This is a genomic window from Pseudomonas sp. CLCA07, from assembly GCF_053615335.1.
The window spans coordinates 4321507-4345158 of record NZ_CM132131.1; the positions used below are offsets into that span (position 1 = coordinate 4321507).

The following is a 23652-nucleotide window of genomic DNA, read 5'->3' on the forward strand; positions in this document are numbered from 1 at the left end:
TACGGTGTTCCAACCCCTGTTTTCGCGAGGATTCAACGGATGAGATTCCTCGGCATTTGTTGCCTGCTTCTGACCCTCGGCGGTTGCAGCTCCCTGCTGTTCTACCCCGAGCCCGGTCAGCTGTTCACCCCGGAAAAAGCTCATCTCGAATACCGTGACGTCACCCTTGTCACCGCTGACGGCCTCAAACTCAATGCCTGGTGGTTGCCAGCCAAGAAAGGTGTCGAAGTCAAAGGTACGGTGCTGCACTTGCACGGCAACGGCGGCAACTTGCCGATGCACCTGGGTGGGAGCTATTGGTTGCCCAAGCACGGCTATCAAGTGCTGCTGATCGACTATCGCGGCTACGGTTTATCCGAAGGGAAGCCGAGCCTGCCGGCGATCTATCAGGACATTGACGCAGCGTTCAAATGGCTCGATCAGGCACCAGAGGTCAAAGGCAAGCCGCTGATCCTGCTCGGCCAAAGCCTCGGTGGCTCGATGGCCGTGCACTATCTGGCTCAACACCCCGAGCGCCAGAAACAACTCAAGGCGTTGGTCCTCGACAGCGCGCCCGCCAGCTATCGCAGTGTCGGCCAATATGTCTTGAGCACCTCATGGCTGACCTGGCCGTTCCAGGTGCCGTTATCCTGGCTGGTGCCGGACGGTGACAGCGCAATCAACTCGATGGAGCAGATCAAAGATGTGCCGAAACTGATCTACCACAGCATCGACGATCCGATCGTGCCCCTTTCCAACGGCATCCGACTGTATCAAGCTGCGCCGCCGCCACGCGTGCTGCAACTGACCCGAGGCGGTCATGTGCAGACGTTCGTCGACCCGGTCTGGCAGAAAGTCATGCTGCGTTATCTCGACGACCCGCAGCATTTCAACGGTCTGCGCCGCCTGGGTGAAATCCCCAATTACCCGGCACCCCCGAATTCAGAAGATGAACCACCAGAGAGCCCGCAATGAGTGAAGAACGTAACGCCATCCCAATGATCATCACTGGTATCTGCAGCATCCTCGGCACCGTTGGCGCCTTGTGGTACTACGGCTACCTGCATTTCGCCAAGCCTGAGGATGCGTTGCTGCTCAGCGACTTCACCATGCTCAAGACCGTGCCGGGCGAAGACTACAAAGTCTCCCTGGAGCCGGCCGCGCAAGTGGCCCAGTGCATCGATGGCGTGCTGGTGCTGTTCGATACCGAGCAAAAAGGCCTGACCGGCGTGTTGGTCAACAACAAGAAAAAAGCCGTGCGCTGCATGGGGCAGGAAACGCCGCAGAAGCTGGAGCAGTAGGCCTTTCCAGAAGTCGCCAATAATCCATTGTGGGAGCGAGCCTGCTCGCGAATGCGATTGTTCAGTCCCATTGGTGTTGACTGACACACCGCCATCGCGAGCAGGCTCGCTCCCACAGTTTTATATCGGTTGGATCAGTGTTTTTGCTTGTCGCTACCCGCCGATAAATCGTGCAAATGACGACGGGACAAGGCGAGAAAACGCGGCGTGGGACCGACATCTTCGTACAGCGGATCACCTTCTTCGTCAGTGGCCACAACGGTCGAGCCTTTCACGTAGGGAAAGCTTTTTTCGAGCTCTTCCAGGGCGGCGCCGATCAATTCGCCCAGAAGCTCTTCGGGTTGGCGTTTGGGGTACATTTCAGTAATGGCCGCCAGCCGTGCGGCGGCTTCCACGTCCAGATGAATCGTGTAGCCCGTCTCGGTCAGACGACCCTTGGCGTTTTCTTCCCAATGCTGGGCAAGCTCGCGAATTTTCATAATGACCTCAGTGCGTTCCTGCTCGTGGCAGGCCATGTCAGTGACCGGCAGTGGCCGGCGAAAGCCGTTGTGCAGCTTTCTCTTCAGACTAGCCTCTACGCACGGAGTTTAAAGTCGCTTCGTCGTTTGCTTGTAAGAACGGCTTTACGGCGGCACTCTTGGGGTCAAAGCATGATGTTCATGGCCGCCCGGATTTTTTGCTGGAGAACTGCTGATGACCGATATTGATGCACGCTTGCGCGAAGACGTTCACCTGTTGGGTGAGTTGTTGGGCAACACCATTCGTGAACAGTACGGGGACGGCTTTCTCGACAAGATCGAGCAGATCCGCAAGGGCGCCAAGGCCGATCGTCGCGGCTCGATGGACGCCGAACTGAGCGCCAGCCTCAACCAATTGAGCGAAGACGAGTTGCTGCCGGTGGCGCGGGCGTTCAACCAGTTTCTCAACCTGGCCAACATCGCCGAGCAATATCAGCTGATTCATCGCCGCGAAGCCTCGCAACCCGCACCGTTTGAGGCGCGCGTGTTGCCGGAACTGCTCGCTCGCTTGCGCGCCGAAGGCCACAGCGCCGATGCCTTGGCCCGGCAATTGGGGCGACTGGAGATCGAGTTGGTGCTGACCGCGCACCCGACCGAAGTCGCGCGCCGCACGCTGATCCAGAAGTACGACGCGATTGCCGCGCAATTGGCCGCACAAGACCACCGCGACCTGACCCCGGCCGAACGTGAGCAGATCCACGCGAAATTGCAGCGCCTGATCGCCGAAGCCTGGCACACCGAAGAAATCCGCCGCACCCGTCCCACGCCGGTGGACGAAGCCAAGTGGGGGTTCGCGGTGATCGAACATTCGCTGTGGCAGGCCATTCCCAATTACCTGCGCAAGGCCGATAAAGCCCTGCATGACGCCACTGGCCTGCGCTTGCCGCTGGAGGCCGCGCCGATTCGTTTCGCCTCGTGGATGGGCGGCGACCGCGACGGCAATCCCAACGTAACGGCTAGCGTCACCCGCGAAGTGTTGCTGCTGGCGCGCTGGATGGCTGCCGATTTGTATGTGCGAGATGTCGATCAACTGGCGGCCGAATTGTCCATGCAACAAGCCAGCGAGGCGTTAAAAGCCAAGGCCGGGGACAGCGCTGAACCGTATCGCGCCGTGCTTAAACAGCTGCGCGAACGCCTGCGGGCGACGCGTAACTGGGCGCACGCGTCCTTGACGACGACCACTGCGGCACCGGCCGATGTGCTGCAAAACAACCGCGACCTGCTGGATCCGCTGGAGCTGTGCTACCACTCGTTGCATGAATGCGGCATGGGCGTGATCGCCGACGGCCCGTTGCTCGATTGCCTGCGTCGGGCGGTGACCTTCGGCCTGTTTCTGGTGCGCCTCGATGTGCGTCAGGATTCGTCGCGGCACACCGCGGCCATGACCGAAATCACCGATTACCTGGGCCTCGGTCGCTACGAAGACTGGAGCGAGGACGAGCGCATCGCATTCCTGATGCGCGAACAGAACAACCGTCGGCCGTTGCTGCCAGCGTATTTCAAACCGTCGGCCGATACCGCCGAAGTGCTCGCAACCTGTCGGGAAATTGCCGCCGCGCCCGGCGCATCGCTCGGTTCGTATGTGATCTCCATGGCCGGTGCCGCCTCCGACGTGCTTGCCGTGCAATTGTTGCTCAAAGAGGCTGGCGTGCTGCGGCCAATGCGCGTGGTGCCGCTGTTCGAAACCCTGGCGGACCTCGATAACGCTGGCCCGGTGATCGAAAAACTGTTGCTGCTGCCGGGCTATCGTTCGCGCTTGCAAGGCCCGCAGGAAGTGATGATCGGCTACTCCGACTCGGCCAAGGATGCCGGCACGACAGCGGCGGCCTGGGCGCAGTATCGGGCGCAGGAACGCTTGGTCGATATCTGCCGCGAGCAGCAAGTGGAACTGCTGTTGTTCCACGGTCGGGGCGGCACCGTGGGGCGTGGCGGCGGTCCGGCGCACGCGGCGATTCTGTCGCAACCACCGGGTTCGGTCGCCGGGCGCTTCCGCACCACCGAACAAGGGGAAATGATTCGTTTCAAATTCGGCCTGCCGGACATCGCCGAGCAAAACCTCAATCTGTACCTGGCCGCGGTGTTGGAAGCGACCCTGCTGCCACCGCCGCCACCGGAGCCTGCCTGGCGCCATTTGATGGACGAACTGGCCGCCGATGGCGTCGAGGCGTACCGCGCCGTGGTGCGTGAGAACCCGCAATTTGTCGAGTATTTCCGTCAGTCGACGCCGGAACAGGAGCTGGGGCGTTTGCCGCTGGGCAGTCGCCCGGCCAAGCGTCGTGCCGGCGGGATCGAAAGCCTGCGCGCCATTCCGTGGATCTTCGGCTGGACCCAGACACGCCTGATGTTGCCGGCCTGGTTGGGCTGGGAAGCCGCGTTGAGCAAGGCGCTGGAACGCGGTGAAGGCGAGCTGTTGGGGCAGATGCGCGAACAATGGCCGTTCTTCCGTACCCGCATCGACATGCTGGAAATGGTTCTGGCCAAAGCGGACGCCGACATCGCCCGATCCTACGATGAGCGCTTGGTCGAGCCGGATTTGCTTCCTTTAGGTGTGCATTTACGCGACCTATTGTCGCAGGCGTGTGCCGTGGTCCTGGGGTTGACTGGTCAGTCTCAGCTACTGGCACATAGCCCAGACACCCTTGAGTTCATCCGTTTGCGCAACACCTACCTCGACCCGCTTCATCTATTGCAGGCGGAGTTGCTGGCCCGTTCTCGACAACAGGACGTGGCACAGGGCAGCCCGGTAGAACAGGCGCTGCTGGTGTCTGTGGCGGGGATTGCCGCGGGTTTGCGAAATACTGGCTAAGGTTTTTTGCCGTGGGGCGAGGCACTCGGCGCGGGCGTCGAGTGCCTGTGGGCGAGGGCCGGAAAAGGTCGGTCAGGCGACAGTTAATGATGGGGTTGCGACTTGGGGCACTCCATCGAAAGGTCACATCAGGCGGCGGTTTCTCCGACTTTCGGCGGCTTGTGTGGGCAGGATCTGCTGTGTATCTTGATCAGCCTTTGGCCGTTTGGGCGGCCACGACCCTATTTTGAGATTGGCCCCACGAGGCGAATCTGACGTTATCCATATAAAAATTGAGGAGCACATCGATGCGCGTCATTCTGCTGGGAGCTCCCGGGGCCGGTAAAGGTACTCAGGCACAGTTCATCACCGAGAAATTCGGCATTCCGCAAATCTCCACCGGCGACATGTTGCGTGCAGCCGTCAAGGCGGGCACCGAGCTGGGCCTGATCGCCAAGAGCGTCATGGACAGCGGCGGCCTGGTATCCGATGACCTGATCATCAACCTGGTCAAGGAACGCATCAGCCAGGCCGATTGCGCCAACGGTTTCCTGTTCGACGGTTTCCCGCGCACCATTCCTCAGGCTGAAGCTCTGGTGAAGGCTGGCGTCGAACTGGACCACGTGTTGGAAATCGACGTTAAAGACGAAGACATCGTCCAGCGTATCGCTGGTCGTCGTGTTCACGAGGCCAGCGGCCGCGTGTACCACATCGTCTACAACCCGCCGAAAATTGCCGGTAAAGACGACATCACCGGTGAAGAGCTGGTACAGCGCAAAGACGACACCGAAGAAACCGTGCGTCATCGCCTGTCGGTCTACCACGCACAGACCGAGCCTCTGGTGAAGTTCTACCAGGAGCTGTCCGCCGCTCAAGGCAAACCGAAGTACAGCCACGTCGAAGGTGTTGGCTCGGTTGAAGCGATCACCGGCAAAGTGCTTGAAGCACTGAGCTAAACAAACGCTTCATCTTCTACGGCCCGCTTGCGGGCCGTAGTTGTTTATACTGGCGCACTTTTTCTGACCTCTCTTACGGAAACATCGATGAGCACCTTGCTGGCCCTGGACACCGCGACTGAAGCTTGCTCCGTTGCCTTGCTGCATGACGGCAAAGTCACGAGCCATTACGAGGTGATCCCGCGCCTGCATGCGCAGAAGCTGTTGCCGATGATTCAGCAATTGCTCGCCGATGCCGGGACTACCCTGCAAGCGGTTGATGCCATCGCGTTTGGCCGCGGGCCGGGCGCGTTTACCGGTGTGCGGATCGCCATTGGTGTGGTGCAAGGCTTGGCGTTTGCGCTGGATCGTCCGGTGTTGCCGGTGTCGAACCTGGCGGTACTGGCGCAACGCGCGTATCGCGAACACGGTGTGAGCCAGGTGGCGGCCGCCATCGATGCACGGATGGATGAAGTGTATTGGGGTTGCTACCGCGAAACGGCGGGGGAGATGCGCCTGGTTGGCAAAGAAGCCGTGTTGCCCCCGGAAGTGGCGGCATTGCCGGCGGATGCCAGCGGCGAGTGGTTCGGTGCGGGCACGGGTTGGGGGTATGCCGAGCGCATTGCCGTGAACCTGACCGGGCACGACGCGGGCATGTTGCCGCATGCCGAAGACCTGCTGACACTGGCTCGATTTGCTTGGGAGCGCGGTGAGGCGATTGTCGCGGATGAGGCTCAGCCGGTTTACCTGCGCGATAAAGTGGCCACGCCTAAGGCGCGTTAATCCACAGAGCTTTTGTGGTGAGGGGGCTTGCCCCCGTTCGGCTGCGAAGCAGTCGCAAACCTGCCGACTCGGTGTGACTGATGAAATCTTGGGGTCGCTTCGCAACCCAACGGGGCGGTGCGGCGTTCCGACAAGCCCCCTCACCACAAAGTATTCCAATCCAGCCAATCGTCGATTTATACCCCCGGCTTTTAAACCTTTTCCCATTTCTGTGTTCTAGTTATCACCGAGCGGTTTGCGAAGTGGGTAGTGCGCCACTAGACTGCCATCATTGATACCGGACATGTACTCATGCGTATAGACGGCGTTTCCTCTCAGTCCTATCCCATCAAGCGCAAGCCTCGCAAAGGCCCTGTGGCGGAAGACGATTACGTCGATATCGACGGTGAGCTGGAAACTCCCTCCGAAGAGCAAATGGCTGCCCGTGCTGCCAAAGCCTCTGCGCAACGCCTGAGCAATCTCCCGGCTCGTCAGCAAGACATGATCTACCAGCGCGCCATGAGCAAAAGCGTCGCCACGGCTCTGGCCAGCTACCTGAGCACGGCCACTTTTGTCGATTGGGATACGGATGTGCTGGGCCTCGACCTGTACATCTGATGCGGCTGCCTTACTACCTCGGCTGCCCGTCCTGGAGTGAAAACGCCTGGCGTGATTATCTCTATCCGCCCGACGCGAAACCCGCCGAATTTCTAAATCTCTATACCCAAGTATTCAACGCCGTAGAAGGCAATACGACCTTCTACGCGAGCCCGGCTGCCGCCACGGTGCAGCGTTGGGCGCAGGCCATGCCCGAACACTTTCGTTTCACGGCCAAGTTCCCCGGTGACATCAGCCACGGCGGTGACCTGCGCGAGCAACTGACAGCCGCCGAAACCTTCGTGCAATTGCTCAGCCCCTTGGGTGAGCGGGTTTCGCCGTTGTGGCTGCAATTGTCGAAAAGCTTCACACCGCAACGATTGCCCGAACTGGCCGCTTTCATTGATGCGCTGGAGCGGCCGTTGGCCGTCGAGGTGCGCCACGACGCGTTCTTTGCCAAGGGTGATGCCGAGCGAATGCTCAATCGCCTGCTGCTGGATCGCGGTGTCGAGCGCATCTGCCTCGATCCGCGCGCGCTGTTTAGCTGCACGTCTACCGATTCGTCAGTACTCCACGCCCAATCGAAAAAGCCCAAAGTACCGCCGCGTCCGGCGGCGTTCACTCAGTTCCCGCAAGTGCGTTTCATCGGCCATCCCCTGCTGGAAGCCAACGATCCGTTTCTGCTGCCGTGGGTCGAGAAAATCGCCGTGTGGATCGAAGAGGGTCGCAGGCCCTACATCTTCCTGCACACCGCCGACAACCTGCTGGCTGCCAAACTGGCGCAACGCTTTCACGCACAACTGATGCTGCGTTTGCCTGGCCTGCCGCCGCTGCCTGAGCTATACAGAGAACCCGCAGCGGAGCAACTTGGCTTGCTCTGAGGCGGATTCGTTCCCCTTTTCAGGAGCCTGCCAATGGATGCGCAAACCCTTCGAGCCCAGGCGTTCAAAGCACTGCACGAACGCGACGGCGCTTTTGTCATTCCCAACCCGTGGGACGCCGGCTCGGCGAAGATGCTCGCCAGCCTGGGGTTCGAGGCGCTGGCGACCACCAGCGCCGGTTACGCCTTTTCCAATGCACGCCCCGACGGCGCGATGACCCTGGACGATACGCTGGCGAATGTTCGGGCGATTGTCGCAGCGACGAATCTACCCGTGGCGGTGGATCTGGAAAACGGTTTTGCCGATAACCCCGCCGAGTGCGCCCAGAGCATTTTGCGCGCGGCCGAGGCCGGTGCTGTCGGCGGCTCTATTGAAGATGCCACGGGCCGTGAAGCGGCGCCGATCTATTGCTTCGAACATGCCGTGGCGCGCATTGAAGCGGCGGTGGCGACGGCGCGCAGCTTGCCGTTCCCCTTCATGCTGACCGCGCGTGCCGAGAACTATCTGCACGGCAATCCCGATCTCGCCGACACCATCCGCCGCTTGCAGGCGTTCGCCGAGGCGGGTGCCGACGTGCTCTATGCGCCGGGGCTGCGCAGTGCTGAAGAGGTGTTGGCGGTGGTCCGTGCAGTGGCACCCAAACCGGTCAATGTGTTGATGTCTGGTGGGCTCAAGTTGACGGTCGAGCAGTTGAGCGAAATGGGCGTCAAACGCATCAGCGTCGGTTCGGCGCTGGCCCTGGCGGCGTATGGAGAGTTTTTCCGCGCGGCCGAAGAGATCAAGACCTCGGGCACCTTTGGGTTTACCTCGCGGTCCATGCCGTACGCGAAGGCCAATCAACTGTTCAAAGGCTGACGATGCGGTTGCGCTAAGGATTACGCAGCGATGCGCAGGTTTTGCAGAACGATCGGGCGAGCCCAGCCGTTATCGAAGTCGAGTTGTTTCTGTTGTTCCACCAGCTCTTGGGGGGAGAACGGCGGGAACGGCTTGTCCAGCAGGTCCAATTCGAATTCGGCGATCGGCAGGTGCAGCGGACGCGGTTGCGGCGCCGGACCGGCTTCTGGCATGGGTTGACCGGCAGTGAGCACGATGGGGCGGACCCAGCCGCTTTCGAAGTCCTGCTGTTTTTGCTGAGCGACGATTTCTTCCGCCGGGAACGGTGGGGCCGGTTTGTCGGCCAGGTCCATTTCGAACTCGGCAATCGGCAAAAACAGCGGCTCGGGCGGGCGAACCACGGTTTCGGTCACGTTGCATTCGCGCTGGGAGACGATGTGCGCCAGCAGCTCGCTGCCAACCATCGGTTCGACCGGGCTGTTGAGATCGACCGGTGGAAATTTGAGCGACTCTGGTACCCCATCACCCGGCTGATCGGCCAGCGCCCGGGCAAAAAAATCTTGCCACAGGTGACTGACACCGCCCAGCGCTTGGGTATTTCGCAGGTTGTAATTGCCGTAGGGCGAGATAAAACCTGTGATTGTGGTTTGAAAGTCTGACATTTCTCTCGGTCGACGCTCAGCTCTGGCAAAATGCCTATCAGTTTTGTTATCGGCCGTTTTTGCCGATCATTAATTTTTTGAGCGTGTTTTCCGATGACTGATCAACCGGCAGTTTGCCGCATCCATGTCGAGGCCCTGGGCACGACCTTTCAGCCACAAGCCGAGCAATGGGCCGAGCGCCTGGGCTTGCCGTTGCAGGTGGATGACGGCGAATTTGCCTTGCAGGTCGGCGAGCAGGGTTTGCAGTTGCAACAGCTTGGGGCGGATGCGCCGGGGCCGGTGCGGGTGGACTTCGTCGAAGGTGGAGCGGCGCATCGGCGGTTGTTCGGTGGCGGCACGGGGCAGATGATCGCCAAGGCCGTTGGCATCGCGCAGGGCGTGCGTCCGCGTGTTCTGGATGCCACGGCGGGGCTGGGCAAGGATGCGTTCGTGCTGGCGAGCCTGGGCTGCGAGATGAGCCTGATCGAGCGTCAGCCGCTGATCGGCGCCTTGCTTGAGGATGGCCTGGCGCGCGGCGCGGAAGATTTCGACGTGGCGCCCATCGTTGCGCGGATGAAATTACTCAAGGGCAACTCAATCGAGGTGATGCGCAATTGGGAAGGGGAGCCGCCGCAGGTGATCTACCTCGACCCGATGTTTCCCCATCGTGAGAAAACCGCGTTGGTGAAAAAGGAAATGCGCCTGTTCCGGCCATTGGTGGGTGATGACCCGGATGCGCCAGCACTGCTGGAAGCCGCGTTGGCGTTGGCCAGTCACCGGGTAGTGGTCAAGCGCCCGCGCAAGGCGCCGTGCATTGCCGGGCCCAAGCCGAGCCATGCGCTGGATGGCAAATCCAGCCGGTATGACATTTATCCCAAGAAAGCGCTGAAGCCTTAAAGACCGTGGCGCCCCCTTCGCGGGCAAGCCTCGCTCCTACAGAAGCCCCGCCATCCCTGTAGGAGCGGGCTTGCCCGCGAAGGCGCCAAACCAGACACTCAATTGCTATCAGGCTGTCTCTGGCCGATAAGCCCGCATAAACAACCCCACCACTTCCCGCACATGTTCCTCGGCCGCATCCCCGGTCACCGGGTCGCCGCAGCCATACAACAGCCGAAAATTCCCCGCGCCCTTGAGCAGGCAAAAGAAATGCTCAGCTGCATTGCGCGGTTTATCGATGCTCAACACACCGCTTTGATCAATCTTGGCCAACAAGCGCTCCATGCCATGCAGCATGCGTTGCGGCCCGGCCTCGAAGAAGATCAGCGAGAGTTTCGGGTCCTGGCTGCCCAGGGTAATCATCAGGCGATGCAGGTTCACCGATTCATCGCTGTTGATCAGATGATGAAAGCCGCGCGCGATGTTCAGCAGCACCGTTTCTACCGCAATGCCTTCCGGTAATTCGAAAAACAGCGTTGGTAGCTGCTCCTCGCACTTGGCGACAACGGCGGCGGAGAACAGCGTCTCCTTGTCGTTGAAGTGGCTGTAGACGGTCAGCTTTGACACACCGGCCTCGGCTGCGACGGCATCCATGCTGGTATTGGCATACCCCTTACTCAAAAACAGCGTTTTCGCCGCATCGAGAATGGCTTGGCGTTTGGCCAAATCCTTGGGTCTGCCTGGGCCATTGGGTGCTGAAAGATTGTTTGGCATATTCGTTTTTATTACTGGACTGGTGAGTTTGCTATTAATAACATACTCGTCAGTATAATTATTCCGAGCACCATTAGCGAAAGGTCCTTCACCATGTTCCGCTATGCCTTGCCCCTCGCGTTGCCAGTTTCCCTGGCTTTTTTTCTGTCTGCGTGTGGTCACGAAGAGGCGCCTCAAGCCACCATTCGTCCGGCCATGGTGGTTCAGCCAGAGCCTTCGGCGCAGACGATGGAAAGCTATCCCGGTGAAGTGCGCGCTCGTTATGAGCCGGACCTGGCGTTTCGCATTGGCGGTAAAGTCAGCCGACGACTGGTCGAAGAAGGGCAGCGGGTCAAGGCTGACCAGCCTCTGGCAGAGCTCGATCCACAAGACGTGCGCCTGCAACTGGAAGCCGCCCGCGCCCAAGTCGCCGCCGCCGAGGCCAACTTGAGTCTGGTACGTGCCGAGCGGGATCGCTACAAGACCCTGATGGACCGTCAGATGGTCAGCCGTTCGCAGTACGACAACACCGAAAACCTTTACCGCTCCGGTGAAGCACGCCTCAAGCAAATCAAAGCCGAATTCAATGTCTCGACCAATCAGGCGAGTTACGCAGTGCTGCGTGCGCCTCAGGATGGCGTGGTGGCCAAGCGGGCCGTGGAAGTCGGGCAAGTGGTGGCCGCCGGGCAAACCGTGTTCACCATAGCCACCGATGGCGAACGTGAAGTATTGATCAGCCTGCCGGAACAGAGCTTCGGCCGCTTCAAGGTCGGTCAACCGGTGTTGGTAGAACTCTGGACCCAACCTGATCAGCGCTTTGCCGGACGCATCCGCGAACTGTCGCCTGCCGCCGATCCAAAATCGCGCACCTTCGCCGCTCGCATCGCGTTCACCGCCGGCAAAGTCCCGGCGGAACTCGGCCAAAGTGCCCGGGTGTTCATCCAGACCGCAGAAACCATCGCGCTGTCGGTGCCTTTATCGGCCGTCACAGCGGAAAACGGTGCAACGTACGTTTGGGTGCTCGGCGCCAACAACACCTTGAAAAAAGCCCCGGTCCGCATCGGTGCATTCGGCGAGAAAACCGTACCGGTGCTCGAAGGCCTGAACGCCAGCGACTGGGTCGTGGCAGCCGGTGTTCATGTGCTGCATGACGGGCAACAAGTGCGTCCGGTGGATCGCTCCAACCGCGTGGTCAATCTGGCGGACAAGGAGTAATTCCCGATGGGTTTCAATCTTTCCGAATGGGCGTTGCGTAATCGCCAGATCGTACTGTTCCTGATGCTCCTGCTGGCCGTTGTCGGAGCACTTTCCTACACCAAGCTCGGCCAAAGCGAAGACCCTCCGTTTACCTTCAAGGCGATGGTAATTCGAACCAACTGGCCGGGTGCCACGGCTCAGGAAGTGTCGCGCCAGGTCACCGAACGCATCGAAAAGAAGCTGATGGAAACCGGCGAATACGAGCGCATCGTCTCGTTTTCCCGTCCGGGGGAGTCCCAGGTAACGTTTATCGCGCGCGATGCCATGCACTCGGTGGACATTCCCGAGCTCTGGTATCAGGTCCGCAAGAAGGTCAGCGACATCCGTCACACCTTGCCACCGGGCATTCAGGGGCCGTTTTTCAACGATGAATTCGGCACAACCTTCGGCAACATCTATGCACTGACCGGCGACGGTTTTGATTACGCGGTGTTGAAGGATTACGCCGACCGTATCCAGATCCAGCTGCAACGGGTCAAGGATGTGGGCAAGGTTGATCTGCTCGGGCTGCAGGACGAGAAGATCTGGATCGAACTGTCCAACGTCAAACTCGCCACCCTGGGCTTGCCGTTGGCCGCCGTGCAGCAAGCGCTTGAAGAACAGAATGCGGTGTCGACAGCCGGGTTCTTCGAAACCACCAGTGAGCGATTGCAGCTACGGGTTTCGGGGAATTTTCAGACTGTCGATGAGATCAAGAACTTCCCGATCCGCGTCGGTGATCGCACGTTCCGCATTTCCGATGTGGCTGACGTTCGCCGTGGTTTCAACGATCCGCCCGCGCCGCGCATGCGCTTCATGGCCGAAAACGCTATCGGTCTGGCCGTCGCGATGAAGGGCGGCGGCGACATTCTGGTCCTGGGCAAGGCGCTGGAAATCGAGTTCGACCGCATCCAGAAAAACCTCCCGGCCGGCATGCAACTGCGCAAGGTATCGGATCAGCCTGCCGCGGTGAAAACCGGGGTCGGCGAATTTGTACAGGTGCTGGTAGAAGCCTTGGCGATTGTGTTGCTGGTGAGTTTCTTCTCACTCGGCGTGCGCACCGGCATGGTGGTGGCGCTGGCGATTCCGCTGGTGTTGGCGATGACCTTTGCCAGCATGTATTACTTGGGGATAGGCCTGCACAAGATCTCCCTCGGCGCGTTGGTGCTGGCGTTGGGCTTGCTGGTGGACGACGCGATCATCGCCGTGGAAATGATGGCGATCAAAATGGAACAGGGCTTCGACCGCGTCAAGGCGGCCAGCTACGCCTGGACGAGTACGGCATTCCCGATGCTCACCGGTACGCTGATCACTGCCGCCGGGTTCCTGCCGATTGCCACTGCGCAATCGAGCACTGGTGAATACACCCGCTCGATCTTCCAGGTGGTGACCATCGCGTTGCTGGCCTCGTGGGTGGCAGCGGTGGTTTTTGTGCCGTATCTGGGGGAAAAACTTCTGCCGGATCTGGCGAAGATTCATGCCGCCAAACATGGTACGGGTCAGCCCGATCCTTACGGTACACCGTTTTATCAACGTGTAAGACGTCTGGTGGAGTGGTGCGTGCGACGACGCAAAACGGTGATCGTGTTGACGATCCTGATGTTTATTGCCTCGGTGGCGCTGTTCCGCTTCGTGCCGCAGCAATTCTTCCCGGCGTCGGGCCGGCTGGAACTGATGATCGATTTGAAACTGGCCGAAGGCGCGTCCCTGAGCAACACCGCCGATGAAGTTAAACGACTTGAAAGTTTGCTGAAGGATCGCGCCGGTATCGACAATTACGTGGCCTACGTCGGCACCGGTTCACCGCGTTTTTACCTGCCGCTCGATCAGCAACTGCCGGCAGCGAGCTTCGCGCAGGTTGTGGTCCTGGCCAAGACCATCGAGGATCGCGAAGCCCTGCGCACCTGGCTGATTGAAGCCCTCAACGAACAATTCCCGGCCCTGCGTGCGCGGGTCACGCGTCTTGAAAACGGCCCGCCAGTCGGCTATCCGGTGCAGTTCCGGGTGACCGGTGAGCACATCGACGAAGTCCGCGCACTGGCCCGTAAAGTGGCGGCCAAGGTTCGCGAGAATCCGCACGTGGTCAATGTGCACCTGGACTGGGAAGAGCCGAGCAAAGTGGTGTACCTGAATGTCGATCAGGACCGCGCCCGAGCGCTTGGCGTGAGCACGGCGAACCTGTCGAAGTTCCTGCAAAGCTCGCTGACCGGATCCAGCGTCAGCCAGTACCGCGAAGACAACGAGTTGATCGAGATCCTGTTGCGCGGCACCTTGCACGAGCGCACCGAACTGTCGTTGCTGCCGAGCCTGGCCGTGCCCACCGACAATGGCCGCAGCGTTGCACTGTCGCAGATTGCCACGCTGGAATACGGCTTCGAAGAAGGCATCATCTGGCACCGTAATCGCCAGCCCAACGTGACCATTCGCGCCGACATCTATGGCAAGGAACAACCGGCAACGCTGGTGAAACAGATCATGCCGACGCTCGATCCGATTCGCGCCGAGTTGCCGGACGGTTACTTGCTGGACGTCGGTGGCACGGTAGAAGACTCCGCTCGCGGACAGAACTCGGTGAAGGCCGGTGTGCCACTGTTCATCGTGGTGGTACTGACGTTGCTGATGCTGCAGCTGCGCAGCTTTTCACGCACCGTGATGGTGTTCCTGACCGCGCCGCTGGGGCTGATCGGCGTGACGTTGTTCCTGATCGTGTTCCGTCAGCCGTTCGGTTTTGTCGCCATGCTCGGGACCATCGCGTTGTCCGGAATGATCATGCGTAACTCGGTGATCCTGGTGGACCAGATCGAGCAGGACATCGCGGCAGGCCTCAAGCCCTGGCAAGCGATTATCGAGGCGACCGTGCGCCGCTTCCGCCCGATTGTGTTGACCGCGCTCGCGGCGGTGCTGGCCATGATCCCCTTGTCACGCAGCGTGTTCTTCGGGCCGATGGCGGTGGCGATCATGGGCGGGTTGATTGTGGCGACGGCGCTGACATTGCTGTTCTTGCCGGCGCTGTATGCGGCGTGGTTCAGGGTCAAGAAAGAGCCGGTCTGACTTCCTACATGTATTTCAGATCCCTCTGATATTGAGTCAGGGGAATCTGAATGCTGTACTCAAGACTCAGTTTCACGAGTTTTTGAGACAGTCGTCATGAAAAAGCCGCCTGCTTTAACGGGAAGGACCGATCCGGTCTTCGACCTGTTGATGAAATCGCCCCACAAGGAACGCCTCCCGGACTACCTGGCCCTGCTGAAGCCTCTGGATGATCAGGGGCGTTATCTTCCATTTGATGAATTGCGTTACCGCTGGGCGCCGGGACTGGATTCCAGATTGTGCTGGGCCTTGGTCAAAAAGGCCCGGACAGCGCAGTACTCCTGCCTTCTGCCCTTGGGCGAGCCGGTCCAGTGGGGCAACTTCATTCTGACGCCGCTGGCGCAGAAAGCCATTTCGGCAGTCGATCGGCAAGCCACCACCGCCGCGCTGGAGTACATGACCAGCCAGATCGGTGAGCGCGCACATTTCAGCTATCTGCTCAATGACCTGATCGAAGACGAGGCCATCAGCAGCAGCCAGCTCGAAGGCGCCGCAACCACCACACGAGTGGCCAAGGACATGCTCAAGCGTCATCGCCTGCCGCGTACGCCTGATGAGCGTATGGTCATTGGTAACTACCGAATGATGAACTTTGCCTGGGAACAGCGTTATGAACCACTGAGTGTGGAGCTCATCACCGCGATGCATCGTGTGGGTATCGAGGGCATTGATGATGCGCAGTACTCGCCGGGGGAATTACGTGGCAACGATGATGTGGTGGTGCAGGACGGCGAGGGCAATACCGTGCATACACCGCCGCCCGCAGCAGGACTGGTGTCACGATTGCAGGTGTTGTCGAAGTGGATCAATCAGTCCCACAACGATCTCAACTGCGGGGACTACCTTCATCCTCTGGTCAAAGGTATCGCGCTGCATTTTGCTTTGGGGTACGAGCATCCTTTCCGAGATGGCAATGGTCGTGTCGCGCGGGCGCTGTTTTACTGGTTCATGTTCAAGAATGACTTCTCGGCCTTTCGGTACATTGCGATCAGCGTTTTGCTGCGCAACGCGCCGGTGAAATACGGACGGTCGTATTTGAATACTGAAGCCGATGAACTGGACCTGACTTACTTCATCGATTTCCAGTGTTCGGTGATCCTGAGAGCTGTCAGTGGTTTTACCGAGGTCTATCGCAAGAGTCTGGACTACGCCGAACGCTTTGATCGCTGGTTGATGGCATCGGGTTTTTTCGACCGGCTCACCGAGAAGCAGCGCGCCGTCTATCAAGTGGCCAAGAGCGGGATGGCCAAGGAGTTCACGGCCGTCAATGTGAAGGAAAACCTCGACTGCTCCTACAACACCGCTTCGGCGACCTTGAACGGGTTGGTTGATCTGAAGGTATTCGAGAAGCGGAAGATGGGTCGGGAGTGGGTGTTCTTTTTACGGGCCGCACCCGTGGCCTCATCCATCATGGAAGCCATTTAAATTAAAAAACCCGCTGAACCTGTAAAGGTCAGCGGGCTTTTTGTCGTTTGATGGCCGCTAAAAACTACAACGTCCCAAACACTTTCCTCGCCAAACTGGTCGCCGCCGCCGCAGGGTTCTGGCGGATCGTTTCTTCCTGTTTGCCGATCATCTCGAACAAACCGTTCAGGGCCTGCTCGGTGACGTAGTTTTCGACGTTGGCGTTCTTGGCATCCAGCACTCCCATGGTCGCCGCCTGACCCGCGAAGGTGTTGTACTGCTTGGCCAGGCCGACCTGGTCGGTGGCTTGCTTGACGATGGGCAGGAACTTCGCGCGGATCTGTTCGCGGCTGGTTTTGTTCAGGTATTGAGTGGCCGAGTCGTTGCCGCCGCTGAGAATGCCTTTGGCATCTTCCACGCTCATCTTCTTTACTGCGTCCACGAGGATCGGCTGGGCTTGGGTCACGGCGATTTCAGCCGCTTTGTTCATGCTGATTTCCAGCTCGTCGACCTGATCGCCCATGCCGAACTGCTTCATTTTGCTGGCGACCTTACCGAGCTTGCCCGGCAAACCGATTTTCACGTCCGGGTTGTTGCTGAAGCCACCCGGTGTGCCGAGTTGTTTGACCGCCAATTGCGCGCCTTGGGTGAGGGCGTCCTTCAGGCCGCCGGTGGCGTCTGTTTGCGATAGGTCGCTGAGCGACAGCGCCAGCGCGCTGGCGGAAATCATCAGGCCTGCGCAGAGGCCGGCGAAGCGAAGGGTAGGGCGGAGCATGGCAACTTCCTTGTTCGAAAGAGGAGTTTAGTGAAACGCTGGCGACAATCTAACGGATTTTTACAACAGTTTCGCCCGCGTATTGTTGATAAGCGCTTTTTCAGACTTTGCTGAAGGGTTTCAATACAACGGAGACGGGATACACCTCGATTGAGTTGCGGTATTCATTTTCAGTGGCCGTCAGGGTATAGCGCTTGCCCGGTACGACAGTGTCTGGGTCGTATTCCAGATAAAACGCCTCTGCCATTTGTTCACTGATATGCACTTGAGTCAGTTGGACCGCCGCATTGTCGTGCTCATGCGCGACGATGGTCACCGCGTGCTCGGGTTCTACCGTTTGAGGTTCTTGCGCCTGAATGTAAAGACGACCGATAGGGCTCAGGTGCAGGGTTTGTCGGTGTGGTGCGCGGTGGACAATGACGAAGTGGTCCAGGTCAATCAGCAGTGGAACGCCGTTGTGGGTCATGCTGACCGTCACGCGGTATTTGACGCTTACATCGGTATAGTTGTGTGCAAATGAAAAATTCCAGCGCCCGCTACGCAACACCGGTTCTCGGGAGTGTGCGACTTTTACAGGCGTAGAAGAGTTTGCAGTTTGAACACTTATATACGTTTCACCTTCGCCACCGATGGGCTGTAGAAAGTCTTCAGGCAAACTAAAAGTGAGGGTGATGTAAGCGTTGTTGTTTTCTGATGGGTTCATCGCGATATCCATATCGGGATTGGTTGTGGGGGATCTATTAATCCATAACCGAGCGAAGATAAGAACATCCTTGTTCTTATAGTCATTGTCAGGAAGTTACAGGCGGCGAAACTAAGCCTGATCCGCCGCGTCTTCACTGCGATGCAATGCCACCTGACGGATCGACAAGCGAATCTCCGCTGGCAGCACCCGTTTGGCCGCACCTTCGGCCAGTTCTCCGAGCAATTCGTGATAGCTCAACTTGCCGGTTTCGTCGCGCTTGAGCACGTCGAGATCAAGCATGGTCTGGATGAAGTGCCGAAACAGGCTCTTGTCGAAGAACTCCGGGGCGTTCAGGCCATGCAGGATCGACAGGCGCTGGGCCATGACCGTGCACAGGTCTTCCAGCTCTTCGGCGCTGATGCTGTTCTGGCCGCTGTTGAGCAGTAAAGAAACGGTCATGTAGAAGCGTTGCAAGGTCTGGGCAATGCTCTTCGACAGCAAGGTCAGCAACACGAAATGCCGCGAACTTGGTGCCGGACGCAGGTAGACATTGTTTTCGAAGCGCAGCAGACCCTGTTCGACGAACGCTTCCAGCCATTGGTCAATCACGGCGTCCAGCTCATCCATGGACCAGCGAATGAACAGTTCCGATTGCAGGTACGGATACAGCGCGCGGGTGTAGCGCAGGATCTGTTCGCGGCTCATGCGCGAGGCGCTCTGGAAGAAACTCGCCAGCAGCGCCGGCAACGCAAAGATGTGCAGCACGTTGTTGCGGTAGTAGGTCATCAGGACGGCGTTTTGCTCGTCCAAATACAAAATTTTGCCCAGGGCATCGTTTTGTTCAGACAGCAGATCCATGTCCTTCACATGCTTGATCAGCGCGCGGCCGTCACCTTCGGGCAGCGTGGTGTGCGACGAATACGGAACCCTGCGCAACAGCGCCAGATACAAATCGAGCACCCGCGCCATGGCGCGATCGTCCAGCGCCAGTCGGCTGGTGGAGAGCAACGCCAGGGCCACCAGGTTCACCGGGTTGATCGCTGCCGCTTCGTTCAGATGCTGCGCGACTTTCTCGCCCAGGCGGTTTGTCGTTTCGTTGAGCCAGGCCGGTTTGAATTGCGGACCGAGTTCCTGTTGGCGCCAGTCCGGCTGTTCGCTGTCGAGGAATTCCGCCAGTTTGATCGGCTCGCCGAAGTTCACAGCCACTTGGCCAAAGCGTTGCTTGAGTGCGCCGATGACTTTGAAAATATCGAAGATCGATTCTTTTTTCTTGGTCGCACCACGCAGTTCGCCGAGGTAGGTCCGGCCTTCGAGCACGCGCTCGTAACCGATGTACACCGGCACAAATACGATGGGCATGCGCGACGAACGCAGGAAGCTGCGCAGGGTGATTGCGAGCATCCCGGTTTTCGGTTGCAGCATGCGCCCGGTGCGCGAACGGCCGCCCTCGACGAAGTACTCGACCGGGAAACCTTTGGTGAACAACGTGTGCAGGTATTCGTTGAACACCGAGGTGTACAGCGGGTTGCCCTTGAACGTGCGGCGCATGAAAAACGCACCGCCCCTGCGTAGCAGGCTGCCGATCACCGGCATGTTGAGGTTGATCCCGGCTGCAACGTGCGGCGGGGTCAGGCCATTGCGGAACAGCAGATACGAGAGCAGCAAATAATCGATGTGGCTGCGATGGCACGGCACGTAGATCACTTCGTGACCTTGGGCGACCTTCTGCACGCCTTCGATGTGGTTGACCTTGATGCCGTCGTAGATCTTGTTCCAGAACCAGCTCAGCACCACTTCCAGAAAACGGATCGCGGTGTAGGTGTAGTCCGAGGCGATCTCGTTGCCGTAACGCAGGGCCTGGGCCTTGGCTTTTTCCGGGGAGATGTTCTCGCGCTCGGCTTCGTCGAGGATCGCTTGTTTGACCAGCGGCTGGTTGAGCAAGCCTTTGACCAGGTTACGTCGGTGGGAGATGTCCGGACCGATAACGGCGGCTTTGAGGTTGCGAAAGTGCACCCGCAGGATCCGCTGGGCCATGCGCACGGTGCGCTCGTGGCCCTTGTTGTGATCGATCAGCTCGCGCAGGTGGATCGGCGCAGAGAACTGCACGCGCGTCTTGCGCCCCAGCACGATGATGCTCAGCAAGCGACGCAGGCGACCGGTGACGGCCCAGCTATCAGCGAAGAGCAGTTTCCACGGGCTCGACTCGCTGTCCGGTGACTGACCCCAGAACACGCTGACCGGAATGATTTGCGCATCTTCGGCGGCGTTCTGGCTCAGGGCACTGACCAACCGGGTGAGGGTCGGCGGCGCGCCGCGTTTGTCCTGACGGCCGAGCCAGTCGGGCTCTGGCGTCAGGTAAAAGAACGCGGCGGGTTCCACAAGATTACCCACTGAAACCGGCAGTACCGGGCGGGGCAGGCCAGCCTTGCTGCATTCGGTGTCGACCACGGCGAGGTCGGTCAGCGAAGGGTTTTGCAGGACGTAGAACACCGGGCGACTGCGGTCGAGGTCAAGGGTGAACGACGACTGGTTGATCGTCTCCGAGCGAACCCAGAGATACAACAGTCGGCGCAGGGTGCCAAACACAAGACGGCGGAACGGGGAGCGGGTCATACGGCTTCTGCGTGAGTGGATAAAACCGAGCAGTTGCTCGGGAGGGCGACAGTGTGCCGGATTCATCGAAAATCGGCAAAAAAGCGGCTAAGTAAAGTGAGTTGAGAGTTTTGACGGCTGTCATATACTCGGCCGTTCAAAATAAAAACAAGGGGGGTACTGATTCATGGCTACGCGCGAAACCGGTAACGTGAAGTGGTTCAACGACGCCAAGGGCTACGGCTTTATTCAACGCGAGGACGGGGTGGATGTGTTCGTGCACTACCGCGCGATTCGCGGCGAAGGGCACCGTTCGCTGGCTGAGGGTCAGCAGGTTGAATATGCCGTGGTGACGGGGGAGAAGGGGCTGCAGGCTGAGGATGTTGTAGGTCTGTAACCGCGACGCAACCTGTAGGAGCAAGGCTTGCCTGCGATTGAGGCGACGCGGTGTATCAGGTAATCCGCGTTGCCATTCATCGCGGGCAAGCCTTGCTCCTACAGGTTTGTGGTGTCGCTGACTACGCAGTTTTCCAGGTGATCTCTTCTTCACCATCCGCGCTGATACGCATCCAGCGATCTGCAGTTTCTTCCCCTTCTTCCTCGACCCACGTACCCGGCGCGCAACGCACTTCGACGTTCAGCGCGGCAAAGGCTGCGCGGGCGCAGGCGATGTCGTCTTCCCATGGGGTCTGATCGCTGTCCAGGAACAGGCTGTTCCATTTGCCCACGGCTTTGGGTAGCCAGGTGACGGGCACATTGCCGGCCTTGCACTTGTACGTCTGGCCCTTCTGAACCCAATCGGTGCATGGGCCCAAAGCAGTGCCGAGCCAGGCCGCGATGGCCTTGTAGTCGACGTCGGCGTCTTTCAGGTAAATCTCGATATCGGGTTGGCGCATGGATGTCCTCACTGCGGGTTTGAAAAATCCATTCGCGGATTTAGCCGGCCTCAAGCCGTTGCTCAAGACCAAAAAATTAAGATTGCTTCTCTGACTACTACTGCAGTACGAAATAATCGTAGCGCATCGACACAGTGACCTCGAACGGCTCGGCCTGTTCGATGACCGCCGCGCGGCGTTCGGCACTGGCGCGCCAGCCATGGGGTGTCATGGCCAACAAGTTCGCGCGGTCCTGTCCCTTTGAAAGCGTCAGTTTGAATTCAAGGGTTTCACTGTGCGCCAGCGCCATGCCTTCCGGCACCAACGCCAGATGCTTGTCGTCGGTGTATTCACGAACTTCGTCGTACAGCCGCTCGCGCAATTCCATCAGATGGCCGCTGGTCGGACCGACTTTCATCAAGCCGCCGCCGGGGCTGAGCAGACGTTTGGCTTCTTCCCAATCCAATGGGCTGAAGACGCTGGCGAGAAACTGGCAACTGCCCGAGGCCAACGGCACCCGCGCCATGCTGGCGATCAACCAGGTCAACTGCGGATTGCGTTTACAGGCGCGTTTCACCGCTTCCCGGGAGATGTCCAGCGCGTAACCGTCGGCGTTTGGCAAGGTCTCGGCGATTTGCGCGGTGTAGTAACCCTCGCCACAGCCGATGTCGAGCCAGCGTTGCGGCGCGAATTGCGCTGCCAGTTCGGCCAGACGCTTGGCCACCGGCGCGTAATGGCCGGCGTTCAAGAAGTCGCGACGGGCTTCGACCATGGCCAGGTTATCCCCAGGGTCGCGGCTGTTTTTGTGCTGCACGGGCAACAGGTTCAGATAACCCTGGCGCGCGCGGTCGAACCGATGCCCGGCGGGGCAAGCCACGCCGTTGTCCACCGCGTTCAGCGGTTCACTGCAGATCGGGCAGGCGAGCATCAGGCGAGCAACTTGATCAGGGTCTGGTAGTAGATTTCGGTCAGCACGTCGAGGTCAGCGGCCAGTACGCGCTCGTTAACCTGGTGGATCGTCGCGTTGACCGGGCCCAATTCAACCACTTGCGTGCCCATGGTCGCGATGAAGCGACCGTCGGAGGTGCCGCCGCTGGTGGATGCCTTGGTTTCACGACCGGTGATGTCCTTGATGCTCGACGCGACCGCGTCCAGCAACGCACCCGGCTCGGTGAGGAACGGCAGACCGGACAGCGCCCAGTCGATATGCCAGTCCAGGCCATGCTTGTCGAGGATGTCGGCGACGCGCTTTTGCAGGCCTTCAACGGTGGACTCGGTGGAGAAGCGGAAGTTGAACACCGCCACCAGGTCGCCCGGAATCACGTTGGTCGCGCCGGTGCCGGAATTGACATTGGAGATCTGGAAGCTGGTCGGCGGGAAGAAATCGTTGCCGTGGTCCCAATGCTCGGCGGCCAGTTCGGCCAGGGCCGGGGCGGCGAGGTGGATCGGGTTCTTGGCGAGGTGCGGATAGGCCACATGACCTTGCACGCCGCGAACGGTCAGTTTGGCGCCGAGGGAGCCGCGACGGCCATTCTTGACCACATCGCCCACTAGCGTGGTGCTCGACGGCTCGCCGACGATGCACCAGTCCAGACGCTCCTTACGGGCGGCGAGGCGTTCGATCACAGCCTTGGTGCCGTGATGCGCCGGGCCTTCTTCGTCACTGGTGATCAGGAAAGCGACCTTGCCCTTGTGATCCGGGTAGTCGGCGACAAAGCGCTCGGCGGCCACGGTCATGGACGCGAGGCTGCCTTTCATGTCCGCCGCGCCACGGCCGCAGAGCATTCCGTGTTCGTCTATCAGCGCGTTGAACGGGTCGATCTGCCAGGCAGTCACCGGGCCGGTCGGTACCACGTCGGTGTGACCGGCGAAGCACAATACCGGACCGTCGTGTTTGCCGTGGGTGGCCCAGAAGTTATCCACATCTTCGATGCGCATCGGTTCCAGCATGAAACCGGCATCGCCCAGGCGCTGCATCATCTGCTTCTGGCAATCGGCGTCGACCGGCGTCACGGACGGACGGCGGATCAGGTCGATGGCGAGTTGAAGGGTCGGCGAAAGGTCGGCGTGGGCCGTCATGGAAAACTCCGGAAAACTTGAATATGGGCGCGGTTTAAATGTGGGAGCGGGCTT

At 59.6% G+C, this 23652-nt stretch carries 22 protein-coding genes; 13 read left to right on the top strand and 9 right to left on the bottom strand.

Features of this window, described 5'->3' with window-relative positions; translation table 11 throughout:
* The first annotated feature begins 39 nt into the window (after positions 1–39).
* Both ACWGZX_RS19795 and ACWGZX_RS19800 read left to right on the top strand, forming a co-directional pair.
* Positions 40–954 (top strand): alpha/beta hydrolase, encoded by a 915-nt coding sequence (locus ACWGZX_RS19795; RefSeq protein ID WP_452625103.1) that lies wholly within the window; start codon positions 40–42, stop codon positions 952–954.
* Complete coding sequence (locus tag ACWGZX_RS19800; RefSeq protein ID WP_223511970.1) at positions 951–1280, top strand: hypothetical protein; 330 nt, start codon at positions 951–953, stop codon at positions 1278–1280. The genes ACWGZX_RS19795 and ACWGZX_RS19800 overlap by 4 nt, the downstream gene beginning before the upstream one ends.
* A 134-nt stretch (positions 1281–1414) precedes the next feature.
* Here the strand turns inward: ACWGZX_RS19800 and ACWGZX_RS19805 are convergent, their stop codons facing one another.
* On the bottom strand, positions 1415–1759 hold the full coding sequence (locus ACWGZX_RS19805) for a pilin assembly protein (protein WP_223511968.1): 345 nt from the start codon (positions 1757–1759) through the stop codon (positions 1415–1417).
* Positions 1760–1973: 214 nt separating this feature from the next.
* On the opposite strand from ACWGZX_RS19805, the gene ppc reads away from it, so the two are divergent.
* The 6 genes from ppc to ACWGZX_RS19835 all read left to right on the top strand — a co-directional run bounded on the left by ppc (position 1974) and on the right by ACWGZX_RS19835 (position 8613).
* The gene (gene ppc, locus ACWGZX_RS19810; RefSeq protein ID WP_452625104.1) at positions 1974–4604 is read left to right on the top strand and encodes a phosphoenolpyruvate carboxylase; all 2631 of its coding nucleotides are present in this window, start codon (positions 1974–1976) and stop codon (positions 4602–4604) included.
* Between the two features lie 287 nt (positions 4605–4891).
* Positions 4892–5539: an adenylate kinase gene (gene adk / locus ACWGZX_RS19815; RefSeq protein WP_223511964.1), complete on the top strand. Its 648-nt coding sequence runs from the start codon at positions 4892–4894 to the stop codon at positions 5537–5539.
* Between the two features lie 87 nt (positions 5540–5626).
* Positions 5627–6301 (top strand): tRNA (adenosine(37)-N6)-threonylcarbamoyltransferase complex dimerization subunit type 1 TsaB, encoded by a 675-nt coding sequence (tsaB, locus tag ACWGZX_RS19820; protein ID WP_452625105.1) that lies wholly within the window; start codon positions 5627–5629, stop codon positions 6299–6301.
* A gap of 291 nt (positions 6302–6592) precedes the next feature.
* The gene (locus ACWGZX_RS19825) at positions 6593–6898 is read left to right on the top strand and encodes a hypothetical protein (protein WP_452625106.1); all 306 of its coding nucleotides are present in this window, start codon (positions 6593–6595) and stop codon (positions 6896–6898) included.
* Positions 6898–7758, top strand: a complete 861-nt coding sequence (locus ACWGZX_RS19830; protein WP_452625107.1) for a DUF72 domain-containing protein — start codon at positions 6898–6900, stop codon at positions 7756–7758. The genes ACWGZX_RS19825 and ACWGZX_RS19830 overlap by 1 nt, the downstream gene beginning before the upstream one ends.
* Before the next feature lie 33 nt (positions 7759–7791).
* Positions 7792–8613: an isocitrate lyase/PEP mutase family protein gene (locus ACWGZX_RS19835; RefSeq protein WP_452625108.1), complete on the top strand. Its 822-nt coding sequence runs from the start codon at positions 7792–7794 to the stop codon at positions 8611–8613.
* A gap of 20 nt (positions 8614–8633) precedes the next feature.
* Here ACWGZX_RS19835 and ACWGZX_RS19840 read toward each other — a convergent pair whose 3' ends face one another.
* The gene (locus tag ACWGZX_RS19840) at positions 8634–9254 is read right to left on the bottom strand and encodes an energy transducer TonB (protein ID WP_452625109.1); all 621 of its coding nucleotides are present in this window, start codon (positions 9252–9254) and stop codon (positions 8634–8636) included.
* Positions 9255–9347: 93 nt separating this feature from the next.
* On the opposite strand from ACWGZX_RS19840, the gene ACWGZX_RS19845 reads away from it, so the two are divergent.
* Entirely contained in the window at positions 9348–10130 is a 783-nt protein-coding gene (locus ACWGZX_RS19845; protein WP_223511952.1) for a class I SAM-dependent methyltransferase, read from the top strand.
* Positions 10131–10238: 108 nt separating this feature from the next.
* Here ACWGZX_RS19845 and ACWGZX_RS19850 read toward each other — a convergent pair whose 3' ends face one another.
* Positions 10239–10883, bottom strand: a complete 645-nt coding sequence (locus ACWGZX_RS19850) for a TetR/AcrR family transcriptional regulator (RefSeq protein ID WP_452625110.1) — start codon at positions 10881–10883, stop codon at positions 10239–10241.
* Between the two features lie 93 nt (positions 10884–10976).
* Here ACWGZX_RS19850 and ACWGZX_RS19855 point away from each other — a divergent pair, with 93 nt between their 5' ends.
* The 3 genes from ACWGZX_RS19855 to ACWGZX_RS19865 all read left to right on the top strand — a co-directional run bounded on the left by ACWGZX_RS19855 (position 10977) and on the right by ACWGZX_RS19865 (position 16613).
* On the top strand, positions 10977–12077 hold the full coding sequence (locus tag ACWGZX_RS19855; protein ID WP_452625111.1) for an efflux RND transporter periplasmic adaptor subunit: 1101 nt from the start codon (positions 10977–10979) through the stop codon (positions 12075–12077).
* Positions 12078–12083: 6 nt separating this feature from the next.
* A complete protein-coding gene (locus ACWGZX_RS19860; RefSeq protein ID WP_452625112.1) occupies positions 12084–15149 on the top strand; it encodes an efflux RND transporter permease subunit in 3066 nt (1021 codons plus the stop codon).
* 96 nt (positions 15150–15245) lie between these two features.
* Positions 15246–16613 carry a Fic family protein gene (locus tag ACWGZX_RS19865; protein WP_452625113.1) on the top strand — a complete coding sequence of 456 codons (1368 nt, stop codon included), beginning with the start codon at positions 15246–15248 and terminating at the stop codon, positions 16611–16613.
* A gap of 64 nt (positions 16614–16677) precedes the next feature.
* Here the strand turns inward: ACWGZX_RS19865 and ACWGZX_RS19870 are convergent, their stop codons facing one another.
* The 3 genes from ACWGZX_RS19870 to plsB form a co-directional block, all read right to left on the bottom strand.
* Positions 16678–17367 carry a DUF4197 domain-containing protein gene (locus tag ACWGZX_RS19870; RefSeq protein WP_452625114.1) on the bottom strand — a complete coding sequence of 230 codons (690 nt, stop codon included), beginning with the start codon at positions 17365–17367 and terminating at the stop codon, positions 16678–16680.
* Positions 17368–17467: 100 nt separating this feature from the next.
* Positions 17468–18070, bottom strand: a complete 603-nt coding sequence (locus ACWGZX_RS19875) for a hypothetical protein (protein ID WP_452625115.1) — start codon at positions 18068–18070, stop codon at positions 17468–17470.
* Between the two features lie 111 nt (positions 18071–18181).
* The gene (gene plsB / locus ACWGZX_RS19880) at positions 18182–20665 is read right to left on the bottom strand and encodes a glycerol-3-phosphate 1-O-acyltransferase PlsB (protein WP_452625116.1); all 2484 of its coding nucleotides are present in this window, start codon (positions 20663–20665) and stop codon (positions 18182–18184) included.
* Between the two features lie 166 nt (positions 20666–20831).
* Here plsB and ACWGZX_RS19885 point away from each other — a divergent pair, with 166 nt between their 5' ends.
* Entirely contained in the window at positions 20832–21041 is a 210-nt protein-coding gene (locus tag ACWGZX_RS19885) for a cold-shock protein (protein ID WP_010462862.1), read from the top strand.
* Positions 21042–21162: 121 nt separating this feature from the next.
* On the opposite strand, the gene ACWGZX_RS19890 is transcribed toward ACWGZX_RS19885, so the two are convergent.
* From ACWGZX_RS19890 to dapE, 3 genes are all read right to left on the bottom strand, one after another.
* Complete coding sequence (locus ACWGZX_RS19890) at positions 21163–21540, bottom strand: hypothetical protein (RefSeq protein WP_007947690.1); 378 nt, start codon at positions 21538–21540, stop codon at positions 21163–21165.
* 97 nt (positions 21541–21637) lie between these two features.
* Positions 21638–22447: a putative RNA methyltransferase gene (locus ACWGZX_RS19895; RefSeq protein ID WP_452625117.1), complete on the bottom strand. Its 810-nt coding sequence runs from the start codon at positions 22445–22447 to the stop codon at positions 21638–21640.
* The gene (gene dapE / locus ACWGZX_RS19900) at positions 22447–23598 is read right to left on the bottom strand and encodes a succinyl-diaminopimelate desuccinylase (RefSeq protein ID WP_077430794.1); all 1152 of its coding nucleotides are present in this window, start codon (positions 23596–23598) and stop codon (positions 22447–22449) included. Before dapE ends, ACWGZX_RS19895 begins: the two co-directional genes overlap by 1 nt.
* Positions 23599–23652: the final 54 nt, after the last annotated feature.

Excerpts from the sequence above, each read along its gene's own strand:
- ACWGZX_RS19795 (WP_452625103.1), top strand. The coding sequence starts at position 40 with ATGAGATTCCTCGGCATTTGTTGCCTGCTTCTGACCCTCGGCGGTTGC.
- ACWGZX_RS19800 (WP_223511970.1), top strand. The coding sequence starts at position 951 with ATGAGTGAAGAACGTAACGCCATCCCAATGATCATCACTGGTATCTGC.
- ACWGZX_RS19805 (WP_223511968.1), bottom strand. The coding sequence starts at position 1,759 with ATGAAAATTCGCGAGCTTGCCCAGCATTGGGAAGAAAACGCCAAGGGT.
- ppc (WP_452625104.1), top strand. The coding sequence starts at position 1,974 with ATGACCGATATTGATGCACGCTTGCGCGAAGACGTTCACCTGTTGGGT.
- adk (WP_223511964.1), top strand. The coding sequence starts at position 4,892 with ATGCGCGTCATTCTGCTGGGAGCTCCCGGGGCCGGTAAAGGTACTCAG.
- tsaB (WP_452625105.1), top strand. The coding sequence starts at position 5,627 with ATGAGCACCTTGCTGGCCCTGGACACCGCGACTGAAGCTTGCTCCGTT.
- ACWGZX_RS19825 (WP_452625106.1), top strand. The coding sequence starts at position 6,593 with ATGCGTATAGACGGCGTTTCCTCTCAGTCCTATCCCATCAAGCGCAAG.
- ACWGZX_RS19830 (WP_452625107.1), top strand. The coding sequence starts at position 6,898 with ATGCGGCTGCCTTACTACCTCGGCTGCCCGTCCTGGAGTGAAAACGCC.
- ACWGZX_RS19835 (WP_452625108.1), top strand. The coding sequence starts at position 7,792 with ATGGATGCGCAAACCCTTCGAGCCCAGGCGTTCAAAGCACTGCACGAA.
- ACWGZX_RS19840 (WP_452625109.1), bottom strand. The coding sequence starts at position 9,254 with ATGTCAGACTTTCAAACCACAATCACAGGTTTTATCTCGCCCTACGGC.
- ACWGZX_RS19845 (WP_223511952.1), top strand. The coding sequence starts at position 9,348 with ATGACTGATCAACCGGCAGTTTGCCGCATCCATGTCGAGGCCCTGGGC.
- ACWGZX_RS19850 (WP_452625110.1), bottom strand. The coding sequence starts at position 10,883 with ATGCCAAACAATCTTTCAGCACCCAATGGCCCAGGCAGACCCAAGGAT.
- ACWGZX_RS19855 (WP_452625111.1), top strand. The coding sequence starts at position 10,977 with ATGTTCCGCTATGCCTTGCCCCTCGCGTTGCCAGTTTCCCTGGCTTTT.
- ACWGZX_RS19860 (WP_452625112.1), top strand. The coding sequence starts at position 12,084 with ATGGGTTTCAATCTTTCCGAATGGGCGTTGCGTAATCGCCAGATCGTA.
- ACWGZX_RS19865 (WP_452625113.1), top strand. The coding sequence starts at position 15,246 with ATGAAAAAGCCGCCTGCTTTAACGGGAAGGACCGATCCGGTCTTCGAC.
- ACWGZX_RS19870 (WP_452625114.1), bottom strand. The coding sequence starts at position 17,367 with ATGCTCCGCCCTACCCTTCGCTTCGCCGGCCTCTGCGCAGGCCTGATG.
- ACWGZX_RS19875 (WP_452625115.1), bottom strand. The coding sequence starts at position 18,070 with ATGAACCCATCAGAAAACAACAACGCTTACATCACCCTCACTTTTAGT.
- plsB (WP_452625116.1), bottom strand. The coding sequence starts at position 20,665 with ATGACCCGCTCCCCGTTCCGCCGTCTTGTGTTTGGCACCCTGCGCCGA.
- ACWGZX_RS19885 (WP_010462862.1), top strand. The coding sequence starts at position 20,832 with ATGGCTACGCGCGAAACCGGTAACGTGAAGTGGTTCAACGACGCCAAG.
- ACWGZX_RS19890 (WP_007947690.1), bottom strand. The coding sequence starts at position 21,540 with ATGCGCCAACCCGATATCGAGATTTACCTGAAAGACGCCGACGTCGAC.
- ACWGZX_RS19895 (WP_452625117.1), bottom strand. The coding sequence starts at position 22,447 with ATGCTCGCCTGCCCGATCTGCAGTGAACCGCTGAACGCGGTGGACAAC.
- dapE (WP_077430794.1), bottom strand. The coding sequence starts at position 23,598 with ATGACGGCCCACGCCGACCTTTCGCCGACCCTTCAACTCGCCATCGAC.